The organism is Nocardia sp. NPDC019219, assembly GCF_040632645.1.
Taxonomy (GTDB): Bacteria; Actinomycetota; Actinomycetes; order Mycobacteriales; family Mycobacteriaceae; genus Nocardia; species Nocardia sputorum.
Genome location: NZ_JBEYCG010000003.1, coordinates 87,211 through 103,987 on the forward strand (window position 1 = coordinate 87,211; position 16,777 = coordinate 103,987).

Annotated in this window: 15 protein-coding genes and 1 pseudogene; 6 read left to right on the plus strand and 10 right to left on the minus strand. The window is 70.2% G+C overall.

From position 1 onward, the window contains the following. Window positions 1–81 precede the first annotated feature (81 nt). Window positions 82–270, plus strand: coding sequence for a hypothetical protein (locus ABZ552_RS07855; protein WP_039795086.1), 189 nt, complete (start codon window positions 82–84; stop codon window positions 268–270). An 83-nt stretch (window positions 271–353) separates the two neighbouring features. Here the strand turns inward: ABZ552_RS07855 and ABZ552_RS07860 are convergent, their stop codons facing one another. After that, window positions 354–980 carry a resuscitation-promoting factor Rpf1 domain-containing protein gene (locus ABZ552_RS07860; protein ID WP_281877297.1) on the minus strand — a complete coding sequence of 209 codons (627 nt, stop codon included), beginning with the start codon at window positions 978–980 and terminating at the stop codon, window positions 354–356. Window positions 981–1,388: 408 nt separating this feature from the next. Further along, a complete protein-coding gene (locus tag ABZ552_RS07865; RefSeq protein ID WP_281877298.1) occupies window positions 1,389–1,631 on the minus strand; it encodes a hypothetical protein in 243 nt (80 codons plus the stop codon). 188 nt (window positions 1,632–1,819) lie between these two features. On the opposite strand from ABZ552_RS07865, the gene ABZ552_RS07870 reads away from it, so the two are divergent. Further along, entirely contained in the window at window positions 1,820–2,239 is a 420-nt protein-coding gene (locus ABZ552_RS07870; RefSeq protein WP_063023190.1) for a cold-shock protein, read from the plus strand. Window positions 2,240–2,663: 424 nt separating this feature from the next. Here the strand turns inward: ABZ552_RS07870 and ABZ552_RS07875 are convergent, their stop codons facing one another. The 3 genes from ABZ552_RS07875 to ABZ552_RS07885 all read right to left on the minus strand — a co-directional run bounded on the left by ABZ552_RS07875 (window position 2,664) and on the right by ABZ552_RS07885 (window position 6,020). Further along, a complete protein-coding gene (locus ABZ552_RS07875) occupies window positions 2,664–3,245 on the minus strand; it encodes a DUF2771 domain-containing protein (RefSeq protein ID WP_281877299.1) in 582 nt (193 codons plus the stop codon). Beyond that, a complete protein-coding gene (locus ABZ552_RS07880; protein ID WP_281877300.1) occupies window positions 3,242–5,155 on the minus strand; it encodes an MFS transporter in 1,914 nt (637 codons plus the stop codon). Before ABZ552_RS07880 ends, ABZ552_RS07875 begins: the two co-directional genes overlap by 4 nt. Before the next feature lie 91 nt (window positions 5,156–5,246). Next, window positions 5,247–6,020 carry a glutaminyl-peptide cyclotransferase gene (locus ABZ552_RS07885; protein WP_357436104.1) on the minus strand — a complete coding sequence of 258 codons (774 nt, stop codon included), beginning with the start codon at window positions 6,018–6,020 and terminating at the stop codon, window positions 5,247–5,249. 17 nt (window positions 6,021–6,037) lie between these two features. Here ABZ552_RS07885 and ABZ552_RS07890 point away from each other — a divergent pair. Together ABZ552_RS07890 and ABZ552_RS07895 are read left to right on the plus strand one after the other, a co-directional pair. Continuing rightward, window positions 6,038–6,772: pseudogene (locus ABZ552_RS07890) on the plus strand (DUF3027 domain-containing protein); the annotation flags it as partial. Between the two features lie 1,151 nt (window positions 6,773–7,923). Beyond that, window positions 7,924–11,010: an ATP-binding protein gene (locus ABZ552_RS07895; protein ID WP_357436357.1), complete on the plus strand. Its 3,087-nt coding sequence runs from the start codon at window positions 7,924–7,926 to the stop codon at window positions 11,008–11,010. Window positions 11,011–11,016: 6 nt separating this feature from the next. On the opposite strand, the gene ABZ552_RS07900 is transcribed toward ABZ552_RS07895, so the two are convergent. Next, entirely contained in the window at window positions 11,017–11,634 is a 618-nt protein-coding gene (locus ABZ552_RS07900) for a TetR/AcrR family transcriptional regulator (protein WP_236566987.1), read from the minus strand. A gap of 126 nt (window positions 11,635–11,760) precedes the next feature. Here ABZ552_RS07900 and ABZ552_RS07905 point away from each other — a divergent pair, with 126 nt between their 5' ends. Continuing rightward, a complete protein-coding gene (locus ABZ552_RS07905) occupies window positions 11,761–13,821 on the plus strand; it encodes a neutral/alkaline ceramidase (protein WP_357436107.1) in 2,061 nt (686 codons plus the stop codon). 10 nt (window positions 13,822–13,831) lie between these two features. Here the strand turns inward: ABZ552_RS07905 and ABZ552_RS07910 are convergent, their stop codons facing one another. Further along, window positions 13,832–14,071, minus strand: coding sequence for a DUF2530 domain-containing protein (locus ABZ552_RS07910; protein WP_159843316.1), 240 nt, complete (start codon window positions 14,069–14,071; stop codon window positions 13,832–13,834). A 115-nt stretch (window positions 14,072–14,186) separates the two neighbouring features. Between ABZ552_RS07910 and ABZ552_RS07915 the strand changes: the two genes are divergently transcribed. Beyond that, window positions 14,187–14,624 (plus strand): MarR family transcriptional regulator, encoded by a 438-nt coding sequence (locus ABZ552_RS07915; RefSeq protein WP_067795985.1) that lies wholly within the window; start codon window positions 14,187–14,189, stop codon window positions 14,622–14,624. A gap of 33 nt (window positions 14,625–14,657) precedes the next feature. On the opposite strand, the gene ABZ552_RS07920 is transcribed toward ABZ552_RS07915, so the two are convergent. From ABZ552_RS07920 to ABZ552_RS07930, 3 genes are all read right to left on the minus strand, one after another. Next, window positions 14,658–14,897: a hypothetical protein gene (locus ABZ552_RS07920; protein WP_281877304.1), complete on the minus strand. Its 240-nt coding sequence runs from the start codon at window positions 14,895–14,897 to the stop codon at window positions 14,658–14,660. A 186-nt stretch (window positions 14,898–15,083) separates the two neighbouring features. Beyond that, on the minus strand, window positions 15,084–15,485 hold the full coding sequence (locus tag ABZ552_RS07925; RefSeq protein WP_281877305.1) for a YccF domain-containing protein: 402 nt from the start codon (window positions 15,483–15,485) through the stop codon (window positions 15,084–15,086). Between the two features lie 39 nt (window positions 15,486–15,524). Beyond that, window positions 15,525–16,730, minus strand: coding sequence for a GNAT family N-acetyltransferase (locus ABZ552_RS07930; protein ID WP_281917174.1), 1,206 nt, complete (start codon window positions 16,728–16,730; stop codon window positions 15,525–15,527). Window positions 16,731–16,777: the final 47 nt, after the last annotated feature.

Genomic DNA, 16,777 nt, shown 5'->3' on the forward strand with positions numbered 1-16,777 from the left:
CCCGCCGGAGTCCGGCGGTGCGGGCCGCGCGCTGCGGGCTGCGGCGCGTCCGGGGAGAACGGCCCATGCCACAATGAGGTCGTGGTGAACAAATCGAAGAAATCCTACGTCGACAACGGCTGGCCGAAGGTCGCCGACGGTGACCACGCGGTCACCGAACTCTCCTCGGCCCGCTCCGGTGGTCTCTCGCCCTACGGCGAGGACACCGAGTTTCCGGTCCCCGCTGAGCAGTTGCCCTACATGCACCCGAACACGGTGATCAACCGCTGAGCGCGCGAACGGAACGTTCTCGGCTACGGAGAAGGGCCCCGCATCCATAGTGATGCGGGGCCCTTCTCGACGTCGCGTGGTGATCAGGAGGGCAGCAGGCCCTTGTTCGCCTCGTAGAAGTTCACGATCGCGGGGTCGAGGGTGACTCCGCTGGACTTGGCGGCATTGAAGAAGTCGAGAGCTTCCTTGGGCACCTGGACGCCCTGGCTCTGCACGACCTCGAGGGCGCGGTCGACGGCCGAGAAGATCTGCTGGGTGTCCGCCGGCGCGGCCTGGGCGGCCTGCGGCGCGGGGTTCCAGCGGGGGGTTTCGGCCTGGGCGGGCGCGGAGCGCGGGGTGGGCGCGCTGCTGAGGCCGAGCTTGGACGAGCAGGAGGGCCAAGCGCCCCAGCCCTGCGAGGCGAGCACCTTCTCTGCGACCGCGATCTGCTGTTCGCGGGTGGCCTGGTTGGCGCTGGCGGCGTACTCCTGGCCGCCGTGGGCGCGCCAGGTGCTGGGCGAGAACTGCAGCCCGCCCTGGAAACCGTTGCCCGTGTTGATGCCCCAGTTGCCGCCGGCCTCGCACTGAGCGAGTCGATCCCAGTCGGAGTCGGGTGCCGCGCTGGCGTTGCCTGCGAAAGCCACACCAGCGGTGCCGATGATGGCGCCGGTGACGGCGACCTTGGCTACCGTGCGGCCGGTCGAGCTTGGCTTGCGATGGCGTCCACTCATATCGGGTTCGTCTTCCTCTCGACGCACCTGCGACGTCTTCGGTTCTGGTTCGGACTGAGAGGTCGTCCGTTCCGCCCTCGCCCCTACGTTTCCGTCGGGGGTCCGGTACCCGCGGGGCGAGGCTCGGTGCGGCGGGCCGGTGGTTCGCCGGGTGTCCCGGCTGGATAAGACCGTACGTCGAACCGCGGGAAAAATCACTATTTGGTAACCGGCGTGTACCAACGGGTCTCGACGCGGTCTCAACTGGGCAAGAGGCCTTCGCGCAGCTAGAGACGCTACGGCGGGGCCCGGTATGTGCCGTCACCGCGCCGTGACCTTCCCCTAATGTGATGAGGATCACACATCCGAGTGGGTAACGGTCGCGTCGGGTAACCGGTTGACGCCGCTTCGGAGGCCCGTACTCCGGTGCTATCGGGACCGGCGGCCCGAGCGCAGTGCGAACACGAGCGCGAGCACGAACCCGAGCGGCGCGAGCATCGCACCGAAATAGAGCCACAGCCCCGGCTCGCCGTCGGTCAGCACGGGGATGGCGAAGATGACGACGACGGCCAGCAATCCGAGCGCGAACAGGGCGAGCGCGAGCTGCAGCAACCAGTCGCCGCGCCGCTTGGGGGCGCCGCCGGATGGGGTCGGAGCGGAAGGGTTCGTCACGGCTCGACGGTAAAACTGATGTGCTTGCGTTATTCGCACCGGGGTAGACTCGATAGCAATCGCGTCCTGCAATCCTGCTGGGCGCGTTCTTTTCGCACAGGAAAAGGGCCGGTCGCGGGATCGGCCCGGTAGACGGATGTGCTCGGGCCGTAGGGGTCCGAGTTTTCGATGATGAACGGGTGAGCGCAGTGCCGACCGGCAGGGTGAAGTGGTACGACGTCGAAAAGGGCTTCGGCTTCCTTTCCCAGGACGAGGGTGAGGACGTCTACGTCCGCTCGTCCGCGCTCCCGCAGGGTGTCGAGGGTCTCAAGCCCGGCCAGCGTGTCGAATTCGGCATGGCCGCAGGCCGTCGCGGCCCCCAGGCGCTCAGCCTCAAGTTGCTCGAGGCGCCGCCGTCGGTCCGGCAGGGCCAGGAACGCAACGCGCGCAAGGAACCTGCCGCGCGCAGGCACACGCCGGACGAGTTGCACGGCATGGTCGAGGACATGATCACCTTGCTCGAGGCGAAGGTGCAGCCCGACCTGCGCAAGGGCAAGTACCCGGATCGCAAGACGGCGCAACGCATCTCGGAGGTCGTCCGCGCGGTGGCGCGCGAACTGGACCGGTAGTCGCCGAGGCGTTCGCGGCGCTGCGCGTTCACGCGGCCGTGCACGGTGGCCGTCCGGAGGTGCGCGCGCCGTGGCGTCGATCCCGGGGAGGCGGCCAGGGTGGGCACCAGATCGATGTGCGAAGTGAGTGCGGCCGTGGTCGTTGCGTGCGTCGCCGCGTTACGTCGATCGGCGATGATCAAGGGGACGCGACGGCGTTGTGCCCCATCGCATTCGGCAGGTGCTGGAAGCATCGCTGCGCGCCGGGCGGCAGTCCGGGGACATCGCCGCGGATCTCGATCCACGCGACACCGCGATCGCGCTGGAGGCCATTTCACGGCGGTCGTGATCACCGCGGTGCAGGTGGGCGGCAGCGGTTCCTCGGAACGCATCGATGCCGTCGCTCGCTTGGGTGCGCGCCGCGCTCGCGAAGTTGTGCTCGCCGCTACGCGGTACTGATCGACCAGGTGGCGTGCGGCACGTAGAACTCCCGGCCGGTTTCGTCGCGGGCGAGGATCGGCAGCTGGAATTCGACGCCGATGAGGCGCAAGTCGGGCTCCGGCTTGGAGTCGATGGTCAACGCCAGCGCGCGGTCGGGATAGTCGTTGCGGCTGATCACCTGGTCGACTTTCTCGCCGTTCGGCAGGAGGTAGACCAATTGCGCGAGCCACGGCGCGTCGGCGACCTGCTTCGGCAGCGACAGCTGCAAGGGGTAACCGGCGGGAACGTCCAATTCGGCGGTGCGGCCGCGATGGCAGTCCGGCGTGTCGGGAGCGCAGGTCAGCGTCGAGAACACCGTGCCCGGCACGTTCTCCTCGGGCAGGACGCTGCAGTGCTGCATGGTCACCGCGCAGTAGCTGAACGGCCGCACGGTGATCGTCTTGCCGTGCGCGTAGGCGGTGAGGGTGACGTCGGGTTCGTCGGCGTTGCGGATCAGCACCGCCAGCACGCCCGCGAAGGCGACGGTGAGCACCAGCAGGGCGGCCGCGACCAGCGCGGCGATCGTGCGTGCGTTGAGCTTGCTCACCAGATCGGGTCTCCTTGCCCTCGTCGAAAGCGTTTGGTGTCGCCGCCGCGCGGCTTCGGGTCCGGCGCCTGCGGCGCGCTCGCCGGATATCCGTGCGGCCTCGTCGGCACCTCTTGGTCCGCGTGCTGGGGGCGGTTGCCGCCGAGGCCGGGCAGCAGCGAATGACCTCGGAAGCTGAGGAAAGTCTGCACCAAGCCCAGCACGAGGATCGCGGTGACCACCGCGAAGCCCTTCCAGTAATCGGTCGGCAGCAGCACCCCGGCCGCGCCGCCGACCACCCAGCTCAGCTGCAGCACGGTCTCCGACCGGCCGAAGCCGGAGGCGATCGACTCCGGCGGCAGGTCGTCCTGGATCGAGGCGTCCAGCGAGACCTTGGCCAGCGCGCTCGTCGCGGATGCGACCAGGGCGGCGGCCGCCGCGCCGAGCAGATTGTTCGCGAACGTGGCGAACAGCGCCACCAGCGCGCACGCCGCCGTGCAGCCGAGCACGATCAGCGCGGGCCTGCCGAGCTTGAGCCGGGCGCCCGTCGCATTGCCCGTGAAATTGCCGATGGCGGCGGCCGCGCCGACCGCGCCGAGCATCAGGGCCTGCTGCACCGGCCGGTGCTCGGTCGCCTTGGCGACGAACGCGACGTAGAAAGTGAGGAATCCGGTCAGCACCCGGATGGCGCTGTTGCCCCAGAGTCCCGTCACCACGGCCCGGCCGAGCGGCTGCCTGCGTTTGCGCGGCGGGACCGACGACTCGTTGCCGGACGCGAGCACCTCGGTGCGCGCGTCCGCGCCGTGATAGCTCAACGTCGCGGGCACCTCGCCCTCGGTCACTTCGACCCAGGAGGGGATGCGCAGACTCAGATAGGTTCCGGCGCAGGCGATCAGCGCCGCGAAGACCAGCGCGCCGTTCGAGCCCGCGATCGCGGCGGCCAGACCGGCCAGCGCTCCGGCGCCCATGGTGCCGCCGACCAGCCCGAACACTGTCAGGCGGGAGTTGGTGCGGACCAGATCGATGTCGGGCGGCAGCACCCGGGGCGTCACCGCGCTCTTGAGCACCGAGAACGATTTGCTGCCGATCATCATGCACAGCGCGAGCGGATACAGCGCCCAGCTGTCGAACTGGAAGATCAGCACCAAAGCCACCACTGTGCGCACCGCGAACGACGTCGCCAGCGCCAGGCGGCGACCGCGTTGCAGACGATCGAGCATCGGTCCGATCAGCGGGGCGATCACCGCGAACGGCGCGATCGTGATCAGCAGGTAGAGCGCGACCTTTGTCTTGCTTTCCGCGGTGGCGCTGGCGAAGAACAAGGTGTTGGCCAGCGCCACCGCGATGGCGGCGTCGAGGGCGAAGTTCGCCATGGTCGCGTAGGTGAGCGCCGTGAGGCCCGACTTGTCCGCGCCGTCGGCCTTGGCCGCGCGCTGGAAAGTCGCGATGCCTTTCTCGGTGAGCTCCCGGCCGCGCATGGCGGCCACCCGGGTGACGGTGAGTTTGCGCGGCATCCGACGCGCGCCGGAGGGCGCGTCGCTTTCGGGAGGCCGGCCCTGACCCTCGGCGGCGGTCTCGGGAGAGCCGGGTTCGGCGCGGTCCGGCGGGTCGGTGGGACGAGGTGGTTCCGCGCGGTGCGGGAAGACGTGCCGAGGCGCGCGGTCGGAGGACTTCGGCTGTTCGCCATCACCTCCGCGTGGGAACGGTTTCGTCCGCGGAGGTTCCGGTGACGCTTCGGGCCGCGGGCCCGGTTGCTCGTAACGCTCCGGAGAGCGTCCTGGTCGCGGTCCGAGCGGTGGCAGTGACCCGCGGCGTCGCGGCGCGTTGGGTGGCGGGTATCGGTCGAAGCCGGGATGCCGGTCGAACGGCGGGACCTCCTCGCCTGCCCACCGATCACGGTCGGGACCGGAGGGTTCGCGGGGAGTAGTCACGACTCCAATTCTGGCGCACTCCCGTGCTGGGCGTTCATCCGCGCTCCGGGGCGGCGGAAAGTGGCCCGTCGTCGTGACCGCCGGGTCGCGCTCAGGCGGGCGTGAAGCGGACCTCGAACATGGTGGGCCAGTTCTTGCCCGTGATCAGGAAGCGGTCGGTGCCGGGCAGTTGGGCGATGCCGTTGAGGGCGTCCGCGTCGGCCCGCGCGGTCGCGGGGAGCAGACCGGCGGCGTCGGCGGTCGCCAGCACAGCGCCGGAGTCCGGGTCGATGCGCAGGATCGTGTCCGTGGGCCAGTCGTTGGCGTAGACCGACCCGTCCGCGGCGCACTCGAGTTCGTTGAGGCGGGCGCCGTTGCGGCTGGTCAGTTCGACCGAGCCGGTCGGCTCGAAGGTGACCGGATCGCGGAAGGTGAGCCGGTCGGTGCCGTCGCTCATGACGAGTCGTCCATCCCCGGCGCACAGACCCCAGCCCTCGCCGTCGTAGCGCACCCGGCCGCGTTCGGCGAGGGTGGCCGGGTCCCGGGCGATGGCCACGCCGTCGTGCCAGGTCAGCTGCCAGAGCGTGGCGCCCGCAAGGGTGATGCCCTCGCCGAAGAACGGGGCGGGCAACTCGGTCCTGGCCAGCTCCTCACCGGTCGTCAGCCGGGACGCGCGCACGCTCGACGCGCCCGCCAGACCGGTGCCCTCGTAGAGGACGTCGCCATCGACCTCCAGCCCCTGGGTGAACGCCTTCGGATCGTGCGGCCGGGTGCCGAGCACCTCGATGTTCATCCGCGGCGCCGGGTCCGCGACGCCGCCGCATCCACCCACGACGAGCAGACCGACCAGCACACCGATGGCCAACGCACGGCGATTGCGCTCCATACGGCAAAATGTAGGCCGTGAGCGCAGTTTCTGTTTCGGAGTCCGGCGTGCGGCCGATTCTGGCTGATGCCGTCGACCTGGCCCGCCGTGCGCTCCTGGAGTTGGAACCGTCGGGCGTCGGTGCGCACCTAGGCGTGATCGCCGAGGACGAGAGCGCGGCGACCCACCGCTTCGAGGCCACGCTGCCCGGTTACCGCGGGTGGCAGTGGGCGGTCGTGGTGGCCGCCCCGCCCGGCGCCGGCTATGCGACGGTCAGCGAGTCGGCGCTGCTGCCCGGGCCCGACGCCTTGGTCGCACCCGAGTTCGTGCCCTGGGAGCAGCGCGTTCGCCCGGGGGACCTCGCGCCCGGTGACCTGCTCGCCCCGCCCGCCGACGATCCGCGCCTGGTGCCGGGATACGTCGCGACCGGCGATCCGGTGGTCGACGAAGTGGCCTACGAGGTCGGTCTCGGCCGCACCAAGGTGATGAGCAGAGAAGGCCGCGAAGAGGCCGCCGAACGCTGGTACGCCGAGCGCGGTCCCGACGCGGAGATGGCCAAGGCCGCGCCCGCCACCTGCGGGAGCTGCGGGTTCTATCTTCCGCTTGCCGGATCGCTGCGCGCCGCGTTCGGTGTCTGCGGCAACGCCATGGGCGCCGACGGGCGCGTCGTTCACGTGGCCTACGGCTGCGGCGCGCACTCGGATACCGAGGTCCCCACCGGCAACGGCTCGCCGCTCTACGAGGCGTACGACGACGCGGCCATCGATCTGATCTCGCTCGAAAACGACCAGGCCCCGAAGGATGTGGCCGGTGCGCCGGCGTCCGCGGGCGATCGGTTCGATACGGCCGCGCAGACCGAGGGCGCCACGGCGACCGCTGAGGTAGGCGCGGTGGCGGCCGAGGGCGCCGAGATCGTCGGGGACGCCGAGGGACGTGCGGTGGTCGCCGAAGCTGCGGCGGACATCGCAGACGCTACGGCCGTCGAGGGAAGCGAACGAGTGGACGCCGCAGTCGACCAGGACGCCCCGGTTCGCCGGGATCCCGGCATCGGTGAGGCTTCTGCCGTGCCCGAGAACATCGCGGGTGCCCAGACTTCCACGGCTGCCGCGTCCGCTGCGGGTGACGAGCACCCAGGGTTCTCCGCGGATGCCGCGGTGGCCGACACCGGTGTGGCGCCCGAGGCGGTCGCTGCCCCGGACGCCATCCGCGCGCAACGCACGACCGAGGAACCGGCCGTCACCGAGCGGGTCGCCGCTGATGAAGGTGTCGGGTCGACGGAGAACGGCGCCGTCGCGGACGAACTCACCGTCGAATCCACGAGCGCGACCGACGCCCAGCCCGCCGACAGCACGGCCACCGACACCGATGCGGTGAGCGCCGCCGAGGTCGGCGAAATCGACACTTCCGCCGCGTTCACCGAATCGAGCGTTCCACCCGCTGCGCGGACGGCACCGAGCGCGGACGCGCCCGCTGTCCACGACAGCACGTCCGATGCCGCTGCGGGCGCCACGATCGGCGCTGTGGACGAGCAGAGCGTGGCGAAGGAAGACACCGGCATCGACCCGGCGCTGGGTTCCGGCGATGCGGCGGACACCCCCGCGGCTGCTGGAGAAAGTGGTTCGAGCATCGCGGATCGCACCGCACCGCTCGATACGCAGAGCTCCGATGTCTCCGCGAGCAATTCAGTGGAGTTCGGCGCGCGGACGGGTCCGGTCGAAGCCGCTACCGACCAGACGGGCGACACCGAATCGCCCGAGCACGTGACGAATGTCGAGGAGCACGCTCCCGGCAGCGCTACAGACGTGCCGGTGGCCGAGCCGGGCGACACCGGACCGACTGTCGACAACGGGCCCGGCGAACGGTCGGAGTACCAATCATCGCCGCGGAGCTGAGCGAGGCCGCCGATCCGTTCGGCACTTCGGCGCTGCGGGCTGCGGTTCTCGCCGCATGGCGTGATTCGCCGACGCGGTTGCGGGAGGACGCGGCCACCGAGAACGACTTGGTGCGCGCCGGTTACCGCGACCGACTGCTGACCGAGCTGGCGCAGAACGCCGCCGACGCCGCGCGCAAGGCGGGCGTGGCCGGTGCCGTCGTCGTCCGGCTCGACGGCCGTGACCTGTACATCGGCAATACCGGTGCGCCGCTGGACGTCTCCGGTGTGCACGCGCTCACCGCCCTGCGCGCCTCGGGGAAATCCGCGGGCGAGATCGTCGGCCGGTTCGGCGTCGGATTCACCGCGGTGCTTGCGGTGAGCGAAGACATCGAGGTGCGGTCGGTTTCCGGTTCGCTGCGCTTCTCCCGCGCCGAGACCCGCGAAGCGCTGCGCCGGAACGGGATCCGGATACCCGAGGGCGCTGCGGGCGAGTTCGTCCCGCCCGCGTTGCGGCTGGCCTGGCCCACCGAGGCGCGACCGCCGGACGGTCTCGACACCGAGGTGGTGCTGCGGCTGCGCGCGGACGTCGACGCCGGCGCGCTGCTGGCCGCGATGCGCGCCGAAGCCGTCGACCTGCTGCTCGAACTGCCCGCGCTGCACCGCATCCGCATCGGCGCGGACGAACTGGTCAGCAGCGCCGAGGACATGGGCGGCGGCATGCACGAGGTCTACGTCGACGGCCCCGGCGACGTGCAGCGGACCTGGTGGCAGTACCGCACGCCGCGCGCCCGCTGGCTGCTGCCGGTGCGCGACGGCAGGCCGGTGGCGGCCGCCCCGGACGTGCTGCGGGCGCCGACCAGATCCGACGAGGAACTATCCCTGCCCGCGTTGCTCGTCGCGGACATCCCGATGCAGCCGGACCGCCGCAGGCTGTTGCCCGGCGCCCGGCTCGCCGAACTGGCGGACGGCTACGCCGAGTTCGCCCGCGCCCTTCCGCCGCGCGATCGTCTCGTACTGGTCCCTGCCCCCGGTTTCGCTCGGAGCGAGGCCGATGGGCTACTGCGCGAAGCATTGCTGCGTGAATTGCGAACGCACCCATGGCTGCCGGTGACAGCCACCCATCGGCGCACTGATCGGGAAGGCTCGTATGACACGTCGCCCCTCGCTGTTGACCTCGAGCCCTTCACCGCGGCCTATGCCGAATCGGCGTCGCTCGCCGACCACGAACCCCGGCAGCGAGATGCGGAAGCCGCGGCTCACACGGAACCGCCGGACGTGCCGGTCGTCGAACCTGCCGATGCGTCCGGCGGTCGGGCGCGAGCGGCGATCCAGGCGTCCGACGGGTCGAGTGCCGGATTCGGCGCCGAACCGGGCGATATCCGGACCGCCGAGCCGATCGACGCTTCGAGCGGCATATCGGCACCCGCCGAACCGGGCGCGTCCGGCATCCCCGAGCCACCGTCGACCCCCGCACCGCCGCACCCCCGGGACGTCGCCGTCCCCACCCGCGCGTATGTCTTCGCCGGCCTGACCACGGAATTGGCCGACCTGCTCGACGAGGTGGTCGGTCCTCTGGTGATCCCGGACCTCTCCGGGCGGCCGCACACCGAGGCCATGGCTGTGCTCGACGTGCACCGCCTCGGTCTGGCACGGCTCGCGGAATTGTCCGGAGGCTTGGATCGGCCGCCGAGTTGGTGGCGGTCCTTCTACGCGGCGCTGGAACCGTTCGCCGGAGATCCGCTCGCGGCGGAGGAACTCGGCGCGCTGGCGGTGCCGCTGGCGGACGGCAGGCTCGTCACGGGGCCGCGCACCGTGGTCCTGGACGATCAGCTCGAGGTCGCGATCCCGGTGCACTGGGCCAGGTTGGCGCATCCTGAGGCCGTACATCCCCTGCTGGCCCGGCTCGGCGCGCGCTCGGCCACCGCCGAGGATCTCCTGATCGACCCGGGCTTGCGCGCCGACCTGGAGGACCACCCGGACGACCCCGACACCGCCGACGCCGTCCTGCGTCTCGCCGCGCACGCCGACCGGGAGGCGCTGCCGCCGTGGCTGAGTTCGCTCGAATTGCCCGATGTGGAGGGCGATCTCCGGCCCGCCGACGAACTGTTGCTGCCCGGCGCGCCGTTGCGTGAGTTACTCGTGCCCGACGCGCCGTTCGGCACGGCCGATCCGGAGCTGGTCGACCGCTACGGTGCGGACGCGTTGCGCGCTGTCGGCGTCGGCTGGGACTTCAGCGTGGTGGTCGAGGCCGATCCAACCGGACCGGACCACGATCTGGACGACGAGGAACACTGGTGGTCCACGCTGGCGGACGATCCGCCGGAGCTGGTCGCCGTCCGCGACCTGGATCTGATCGACGATGCGGCGTGGCCGGAAGCGTTGCGGCAGTTGGCCGCGACGCCGCGTACCCGCCGCCTGCTCGCCGACGCCGACGGCTACACCGCGTGGTGGCTGCGCAGATACGCGCGGATCGACAGCACGCCGCTGGGACTGTTCCGCCATCCCGCCGACGTCGAATTCGACGGGCTGTTACCGGCGTTCGCCGTGGCGGGTGTCGACCCGGACGCCTGCCGCGCCGTCCTGGCCGATCCCGAGACGATCACCGAGGAGCTGGCCGCGGCGCTGCTGGAGGCGCTCGGGGATTCGTCGAGAACCACCTCGGCGGAGGTGGTTTCGCGGACCCATGCCCGCTTGGCGGCCGCCGTCGCCGCGGACCGGCTCGATCTCGCCGATCTGCGGCCGCCGGATCGCGTGCGCGCGCTGTCCGGTGTCGTGGCCGATCCGGCGGACGTCTTCGTCCTCGACCGGCCGTGGTTCGGCTTGGTGGTGCCTGCGGATCGTCTGGTAGTCGGCGATACCGAAACAGCCTCGGCCCTGGCGGCTCTGCTCGACCTGCCGCTGGCGTCCGAAGCGGTGACCGCCGAGGTGATCGATACCGGCCGCCGCACGACGTGGGCGGCGGAGCCGCTGGGCGTCGTGCTGCGGCAGCTGTTCGCCTTGCCCGCGCAAGCAGGCGAGCTGGTCGTGCACCACGACCTGACGGTGCGGCTGAGCGGCGCGATCGAGGCCATGGTCGCGGTGCCCTGGTGGCAGACCGGCTCGGCCGTGCACGTCCAGGCACCGCACCTGCGCGCCTGAACGCGGCTACTGCGCCGCGTACCCGGTGATCATCTCGCTCAGCAGATCGAGCTGGCCGCGCACGCTCTCGCTGTCGTTGTCCACCAGCCAGCGCAGCACCACACCGTCGATGACGTTGAGCGTGAACCGGCTCAGCGTCTGCACCGGGACCGACCACGTATTGCCCGTCGCGTCGCGCGCGTGCTCCAAGATGTCGGCGACGGTGGAGTCGTTGAAGTTGTACTGTTCGCGCGCGATCGCCAGTTTCGCCGGGGTTTGTTCGCCCTCACGCAACGCGTAAGTGGTGGTTTCGTAAGTGAGCAGCTGCCGTTCCGGAGTGGCTTCAATGTTCAGCCACATGAGTTCCAGTCCCGCGCGGATCAATTTTTGAAGGGCTTCTTTTCCACTTCCGACGTCCTGCCATACCGTTTCGTTTGCGTCGACGGAATCGCGCAATTCCATCGACAACGCTTTGACCAGCTCGGTCATCAGCGCGTCCTTGTTTTCGAAACAGTAATGCACCACACCCAGCGAGACACCGGCCGCCTGAGCGACATCGCGCGTGGTCACGCCCGCGACGCCCTTTTTCTCGGCAAGGCCGATCGCGGCCTCGATAAGGTGGGCCCGTCGTTCTTCGACGCTCAATCGGGAGGACACCCAAGGGAGTTAAGCGCCCACGGCCCCCGCAGTCAATTCGCCGGCCGGAAAAACTCGGACTGGACGAGTGACCAGTTGTGTGGTTCGCTGCATCGGGACAGAAGGGAGACGGGTATGCCGGTGTCACGCAGAACTGTTCTGGCCCGGACCGCGCTCGGTTCCGCCGCCCTCGCGACCGCGACGGTGCCCGGGATGAGTGACGCGCTCGGCGTTCCGGCGGCCGCCGCCCCGGATTCCGGCGACTACGAGATCGGCGTCGGCATCTCCGACATCACCGGCCCGGCCGCCGAATGCGGGATGATGGGCTACTCCCAGCTCGAGCAGCAGACCGCGGGCATCCACCTGCGCCCGCGCGCGCGGGCGTTCATCATCGGGAGCGCGGGACGGCGCGTCGTCTTCGTGGTCGCCGAGAACGGAATGATCTTCCAATCCGTGCACCGCGGCGTGCTGACCGAACTGGCCCGGCGCTTCGGCGGGCTCTACACCGAGCAGAACGTCCTGCTCACCTCGACCCATTCGCACGCGACCTGCGGCGGCTCCAGCAACGACTACGCCTACAACCTGTCCATCCTCGGCTTCCAGCAGCAGGTGTACGACGCCGAGGTGCAGGGGATCGTCGAGGCGATCGCCGCCGCGCACGCCGATCTCGGCCCCGGCTCGCTCGCGCTCGGCCGCACCGAGCTGCGCGACGCGAGCGTGAACCGCTCGCGGGTGGCGTGGGAACTCAATCCGCCCGCGGACAAACAACATTTCCCGGACGCCATCGACCCCACCGTGACCACGCTCGTCCTGCGCAAAGGCGGTCGGACGGCCGGGACCATCACCTGGTTCGCCACCCACAACACGTCCATGACCAACGCGAACCGGCTGATCAGCTCGGACAACAAGGGCTACGCCGCGTTCTCCGCCGAGCACATCGAGCACGGCGTGCGCTACCTGGACGGCAAGCCCGAGTTCGTCGCGGCCTTCGCGCAGACCAACGCCGGCGACATGTCCCCGAACCTGAACCTGCGCCCGGGTTCGGGACCCACCGAGGACGAGTTCGAGAACACCCGCATCCTCGGCGAGCGTCAGTACGCGGCGTCGAAAGACGCGGCGGCGCAAGCGCGACCGATTTCCGGCTCGGTCGACGCGATGCTCTGCTACATCGACTTGGCGGACATCGCCGTGGACGGTCGTTTCACTCCGGACGGCCTCCCGCGGCGCACCGCACCGGCCGCGGCGGGCGTCTCGCTGATCGCGGGCAGTGTCGAGGACGGTCCCGGCCTGCCCGGCGGCCCGATCCCCGAGGGTGTGCGCAATCCGTTCCTCGCGGCGCTGGGCGACCCCGCCCAGCCCGCGCCGGCCTGGCTGGCGGACGCGCAGGCGCCGAAAGCGATCGCGGTGCCGCTCGGCCTGCTGCCGCCGGTGGCGTGGGTGCCGAATGTGCTGCCCATCCAGCTCGTTCGCATCGGCGAGCTCTATCTGGCCGCCGCGGGTGGCGAGTTCACCATCACGTCGGGCCTGCGCGTCCGCCGAGCTGTCGCGGCGGCGCTGAACGTTCCGCTCGAGCAGGTGCTCATGCAGGGATACGCGAACGCCTACCACGAATACGTCACCACGCCCGAGGAATACGACTCCCAGCAGTACGAGGGCGCTTCGACATTGTTCGGCCGCTACACCCTGTGCGCCTACCAGCAGGAGTTCACCCGCCTGGCCGCGGCATTCGCCGCTCGCAGCGCGGTGCCGCGCGGCCCTGCGCCGCGCGATGTGTCCCAGCTACAGCCGAACTTCCAGCCGGGCGCCGGTCCGGACGCGTCCGCCCCGGGCCGCGGGTTCGGTGACGTGCTGGTGCAGCCGCACCCGTCCTACGCTCCCGGGGATCAAGTCCTGGCCGAATTCGTCTCGGCGCATCCGAAACACGACAATCGCCGCAACGGGACCTTCCTGGAAGTGCAGCGCAGGACCGCGTCGGGCGCATGGGCGCGGGTGGCCAACGAGGGTGAGTGGGCGGTGAGATACCACTGGAGCAAGCGCGGGCTCGCCGAGTCGGTGGCCCGATTCACCTGGGATGTCCCGCTCGACGCCGAGCCGGGACGCTATCGTTTCCAGCACTACGCGACCCGCCTGGATCCCGATGGCGCGTTCTACCCGCTCACCGGCACGACCGACGAATTCGAGGTGGTCCGACCGTAAGCCGCGTGGGTCACAGACCCGTCTGCGCGCCCTTGTCCCCGCGCCGGGCGCCGCGCCGCTGAACCAGATAGATCACGAGTGCGATCAGCCCGACCACCAGTCCCATCAGGCAGACCGGCCGGGCCGACGCCCAGCGGTCGCCGCCCGCCCACACCACCACGGTGGCGATCAGCCACAGCGCGCTGCCGACCGCGAGCACGGGGCGCGGATCGGTCAGGCGCGGCGGCAGCTGCGGGACTTTCTGTGTCACGGGCCCAGCCTAATCCGCCCGCCCGGGTGCGGCGCTCCGGCCGACCCGAGCGGAGTGGTCGCGGCCTGGCGGGAAGCCGCGACCGGCCGCCCGTGGTCCCGTATCGTTTGGCACTGTGACAACGCCATCGGATGTCAGAGCCCTCGCTGGTGAGCTCTCGCTGGCGGTCGTTCGACTGACGCGACACCTGCGCGGCCGTCGTGCCGACTCGCAGATCTCGCTGACGCAACTCTCCGCGCTCGCCACCCTGGCGCGCGAGGGCGCGATGACGCCGGGGGCGCTCGCGGCGAAGGAACGGGTGCAGCCCCCCTCGATGACCCGGGTCATCGCCTCGCTCACCGACCTCGATCTGGTGGAACGCAACCCGCATCCGACCGATGGCCGTCAGATCATCGTCTCGCTGTCCTCGGCGGGCCGCGCGCTGATCGCCGACGAAGCCAGCGCTCGGGAGGCGTGGATGACCGAGCAGCTGTCGACGCTCACCGAGGAGCAGCTCGTCGTGCTGACCCGCGCGGTGGCGATCATGAAGCAGATCGTCGCGGAATCCGAATAACGCGTGGGGATTCGGCGCCGACGGCGGCACGGCTCAGCGGTTCCCCCGCACCAGCCGGACGACGATCCCGCCGCCCCACCACAGCAGGCCGCCCGCGATGGTCAGGCACAGGAGGAAGGCCGGATAGACCAGGACCCCGTAGTCGTCGGCCCAGCGGGGCAGATGGGTGAGCTGGGTGGCGGCGCCGATGAGCAGCAGCAGCCCCAGCGTCACGGCGATCGGCGCGAGCGGTGCGGTGTCCGAGTCGGGCCTGCGGGCGGTGCGGTCGGTCATGGTGGAGCCCTCCCGTGCGGTCGGCTCGGCGCCCGTTCGGGGCGCGGTGGGCACTGGAAAAGATCAGTTACCTTCTAGCTAACTTTCGCACGGCGATGTGATTTCGTTAACAGCATGTGATGCAGATCACAAATTTATCGCGAAATGGGGCCGCCCGGCGTGCCCCGATGGACCGGATGCCGGTGGCTACCGCGCGCCGAACGGCTGATCGCTGTCCACGATCTCCCGTCCGAGCGGGAACAGCGAGATCGGGATGAACTTCAAGTTGGCCCAGCCGAACGGGATTCCGATGATCGATACGAACAACGGAATGCTGGTGAGCAGATGGCCCAGCGCCAGCCACCAGCCCGCGACGATGAACCAGATGATGTTGCCGATCAGCGAGCCGGCACCCGCCCCGGGCTTCTCCACGGTGGTCCGGCCGAACGGCCACAGTACGTAGGCGGCGATCCGGAACGACGCGATGCCGAACGGGATCGTGATGATCAGGATGAAGCAGATGATCCCCGCCGCGATGTAGCCCAGCGCCAGCCAGAACCCGGCGAGGATCAGCCACAGGATGTTGAGGACCAGCTGGATCGGCTTCATGAGACCAGCATGCCAGCCCGCGGCGCGCGGTGCCCGGTGTCAGAAGAACCAGCCGAGCACCGCGTCGCGCTCCGCGCGGAAGGCGTCGTCGAGCGCGCGCACGTGCGCGGAGTCCTTGGCTCGCAGACGGTTCGCCGCGGCGAACAGGCGCGCGGGATACGCGCCCAGATACATGCTGCCGAGAACGTCGATGCCGAGGTCGATATCGGGTGTGCGGTCGGTCGGTTCGCATTCCGCCTGCCCGTTCCGTACGCGCAGTGCGAACGTGCCGCCCGCGTTCCGGAAGGGGTCGGTCACCTCGAGCGTCACGTCCAGATCGCTCGGGTAAGCGCGCGCGGTGAGCGCCGCGGGCACGTCCATCAAGCGAAGCCACAGTCCGTCGTAGCGGGCGGTGGTACGCACGAGCCGAGGATCGGTCAGCAGATAGGGCAGCGGGTCGTGATCGGTGAGCACCGCGTCCACCCGCCGCATCAGATCGAGCCCGAGCAGGGCACGCCACAGGGCCGCGTGCGCTTCGGCGGTGACCGTCCGCATTTCGACCACTTCGACCGTCCGCGCCCTGCCGTCGGAGTGGACCCGATACAGCGCGTAGCCGTCGCTGTGCAGAAGTCCGAACAGCGTGGTGCCGCCTTCGCGGAAACGTTCCGGATCATCGAAAACGATGTCCCAGGCCGCCGCAGGGCGTACCTGCGCACCGGGCGTCAGCCTGCGCCAGCGGTCGTAGATCGCCTCCGCCGCCACGCGCACTTCGCTCGGCGGGCGCAGCGTGACACCGCCCGGATCCGGCGTCGACGGCAGGAATCCCGCGAACCGCCGGTCGATGCCCACGGCGTTCTCCCGCGTCGCGGGACCGTAGCCGAAACGGCCGTAGATGCCGCCCTCGCTCGCGGTGAACATGGTCAGCGGCAGCCCGGCCGCCTCGACGCGCCGGTGCTGTTCGGTGTACATGGCGCGGAGAAGGCCGCGCCGTCGGTGGGTCGGAGCCACCCCGACGCCCGCGATGCCGCACACCCGGACAGTCCGTTCGCCGGGCACCGTGACCGTCATGGTGGTGGACTGCACGTGCCCGACGACCTGCCCGTGCTCGACCGCCACGATGGTGTTCTCCAGCGGGAACAGCACGGGGATCCGCTGTAGTTCGGCCGGGTCGTAGCGGGTGCCGAACGAGGTCTCCACCAGCGTCGTGATCGCCGGTCCGTCGTCCTCGGTAGCCGACCGGATGGTGATTCCCGGGAGGGTCGTCATGCTCCGACCATCCCACGTCCGCGCACCTGCCCGCATCAGGTTTTCCG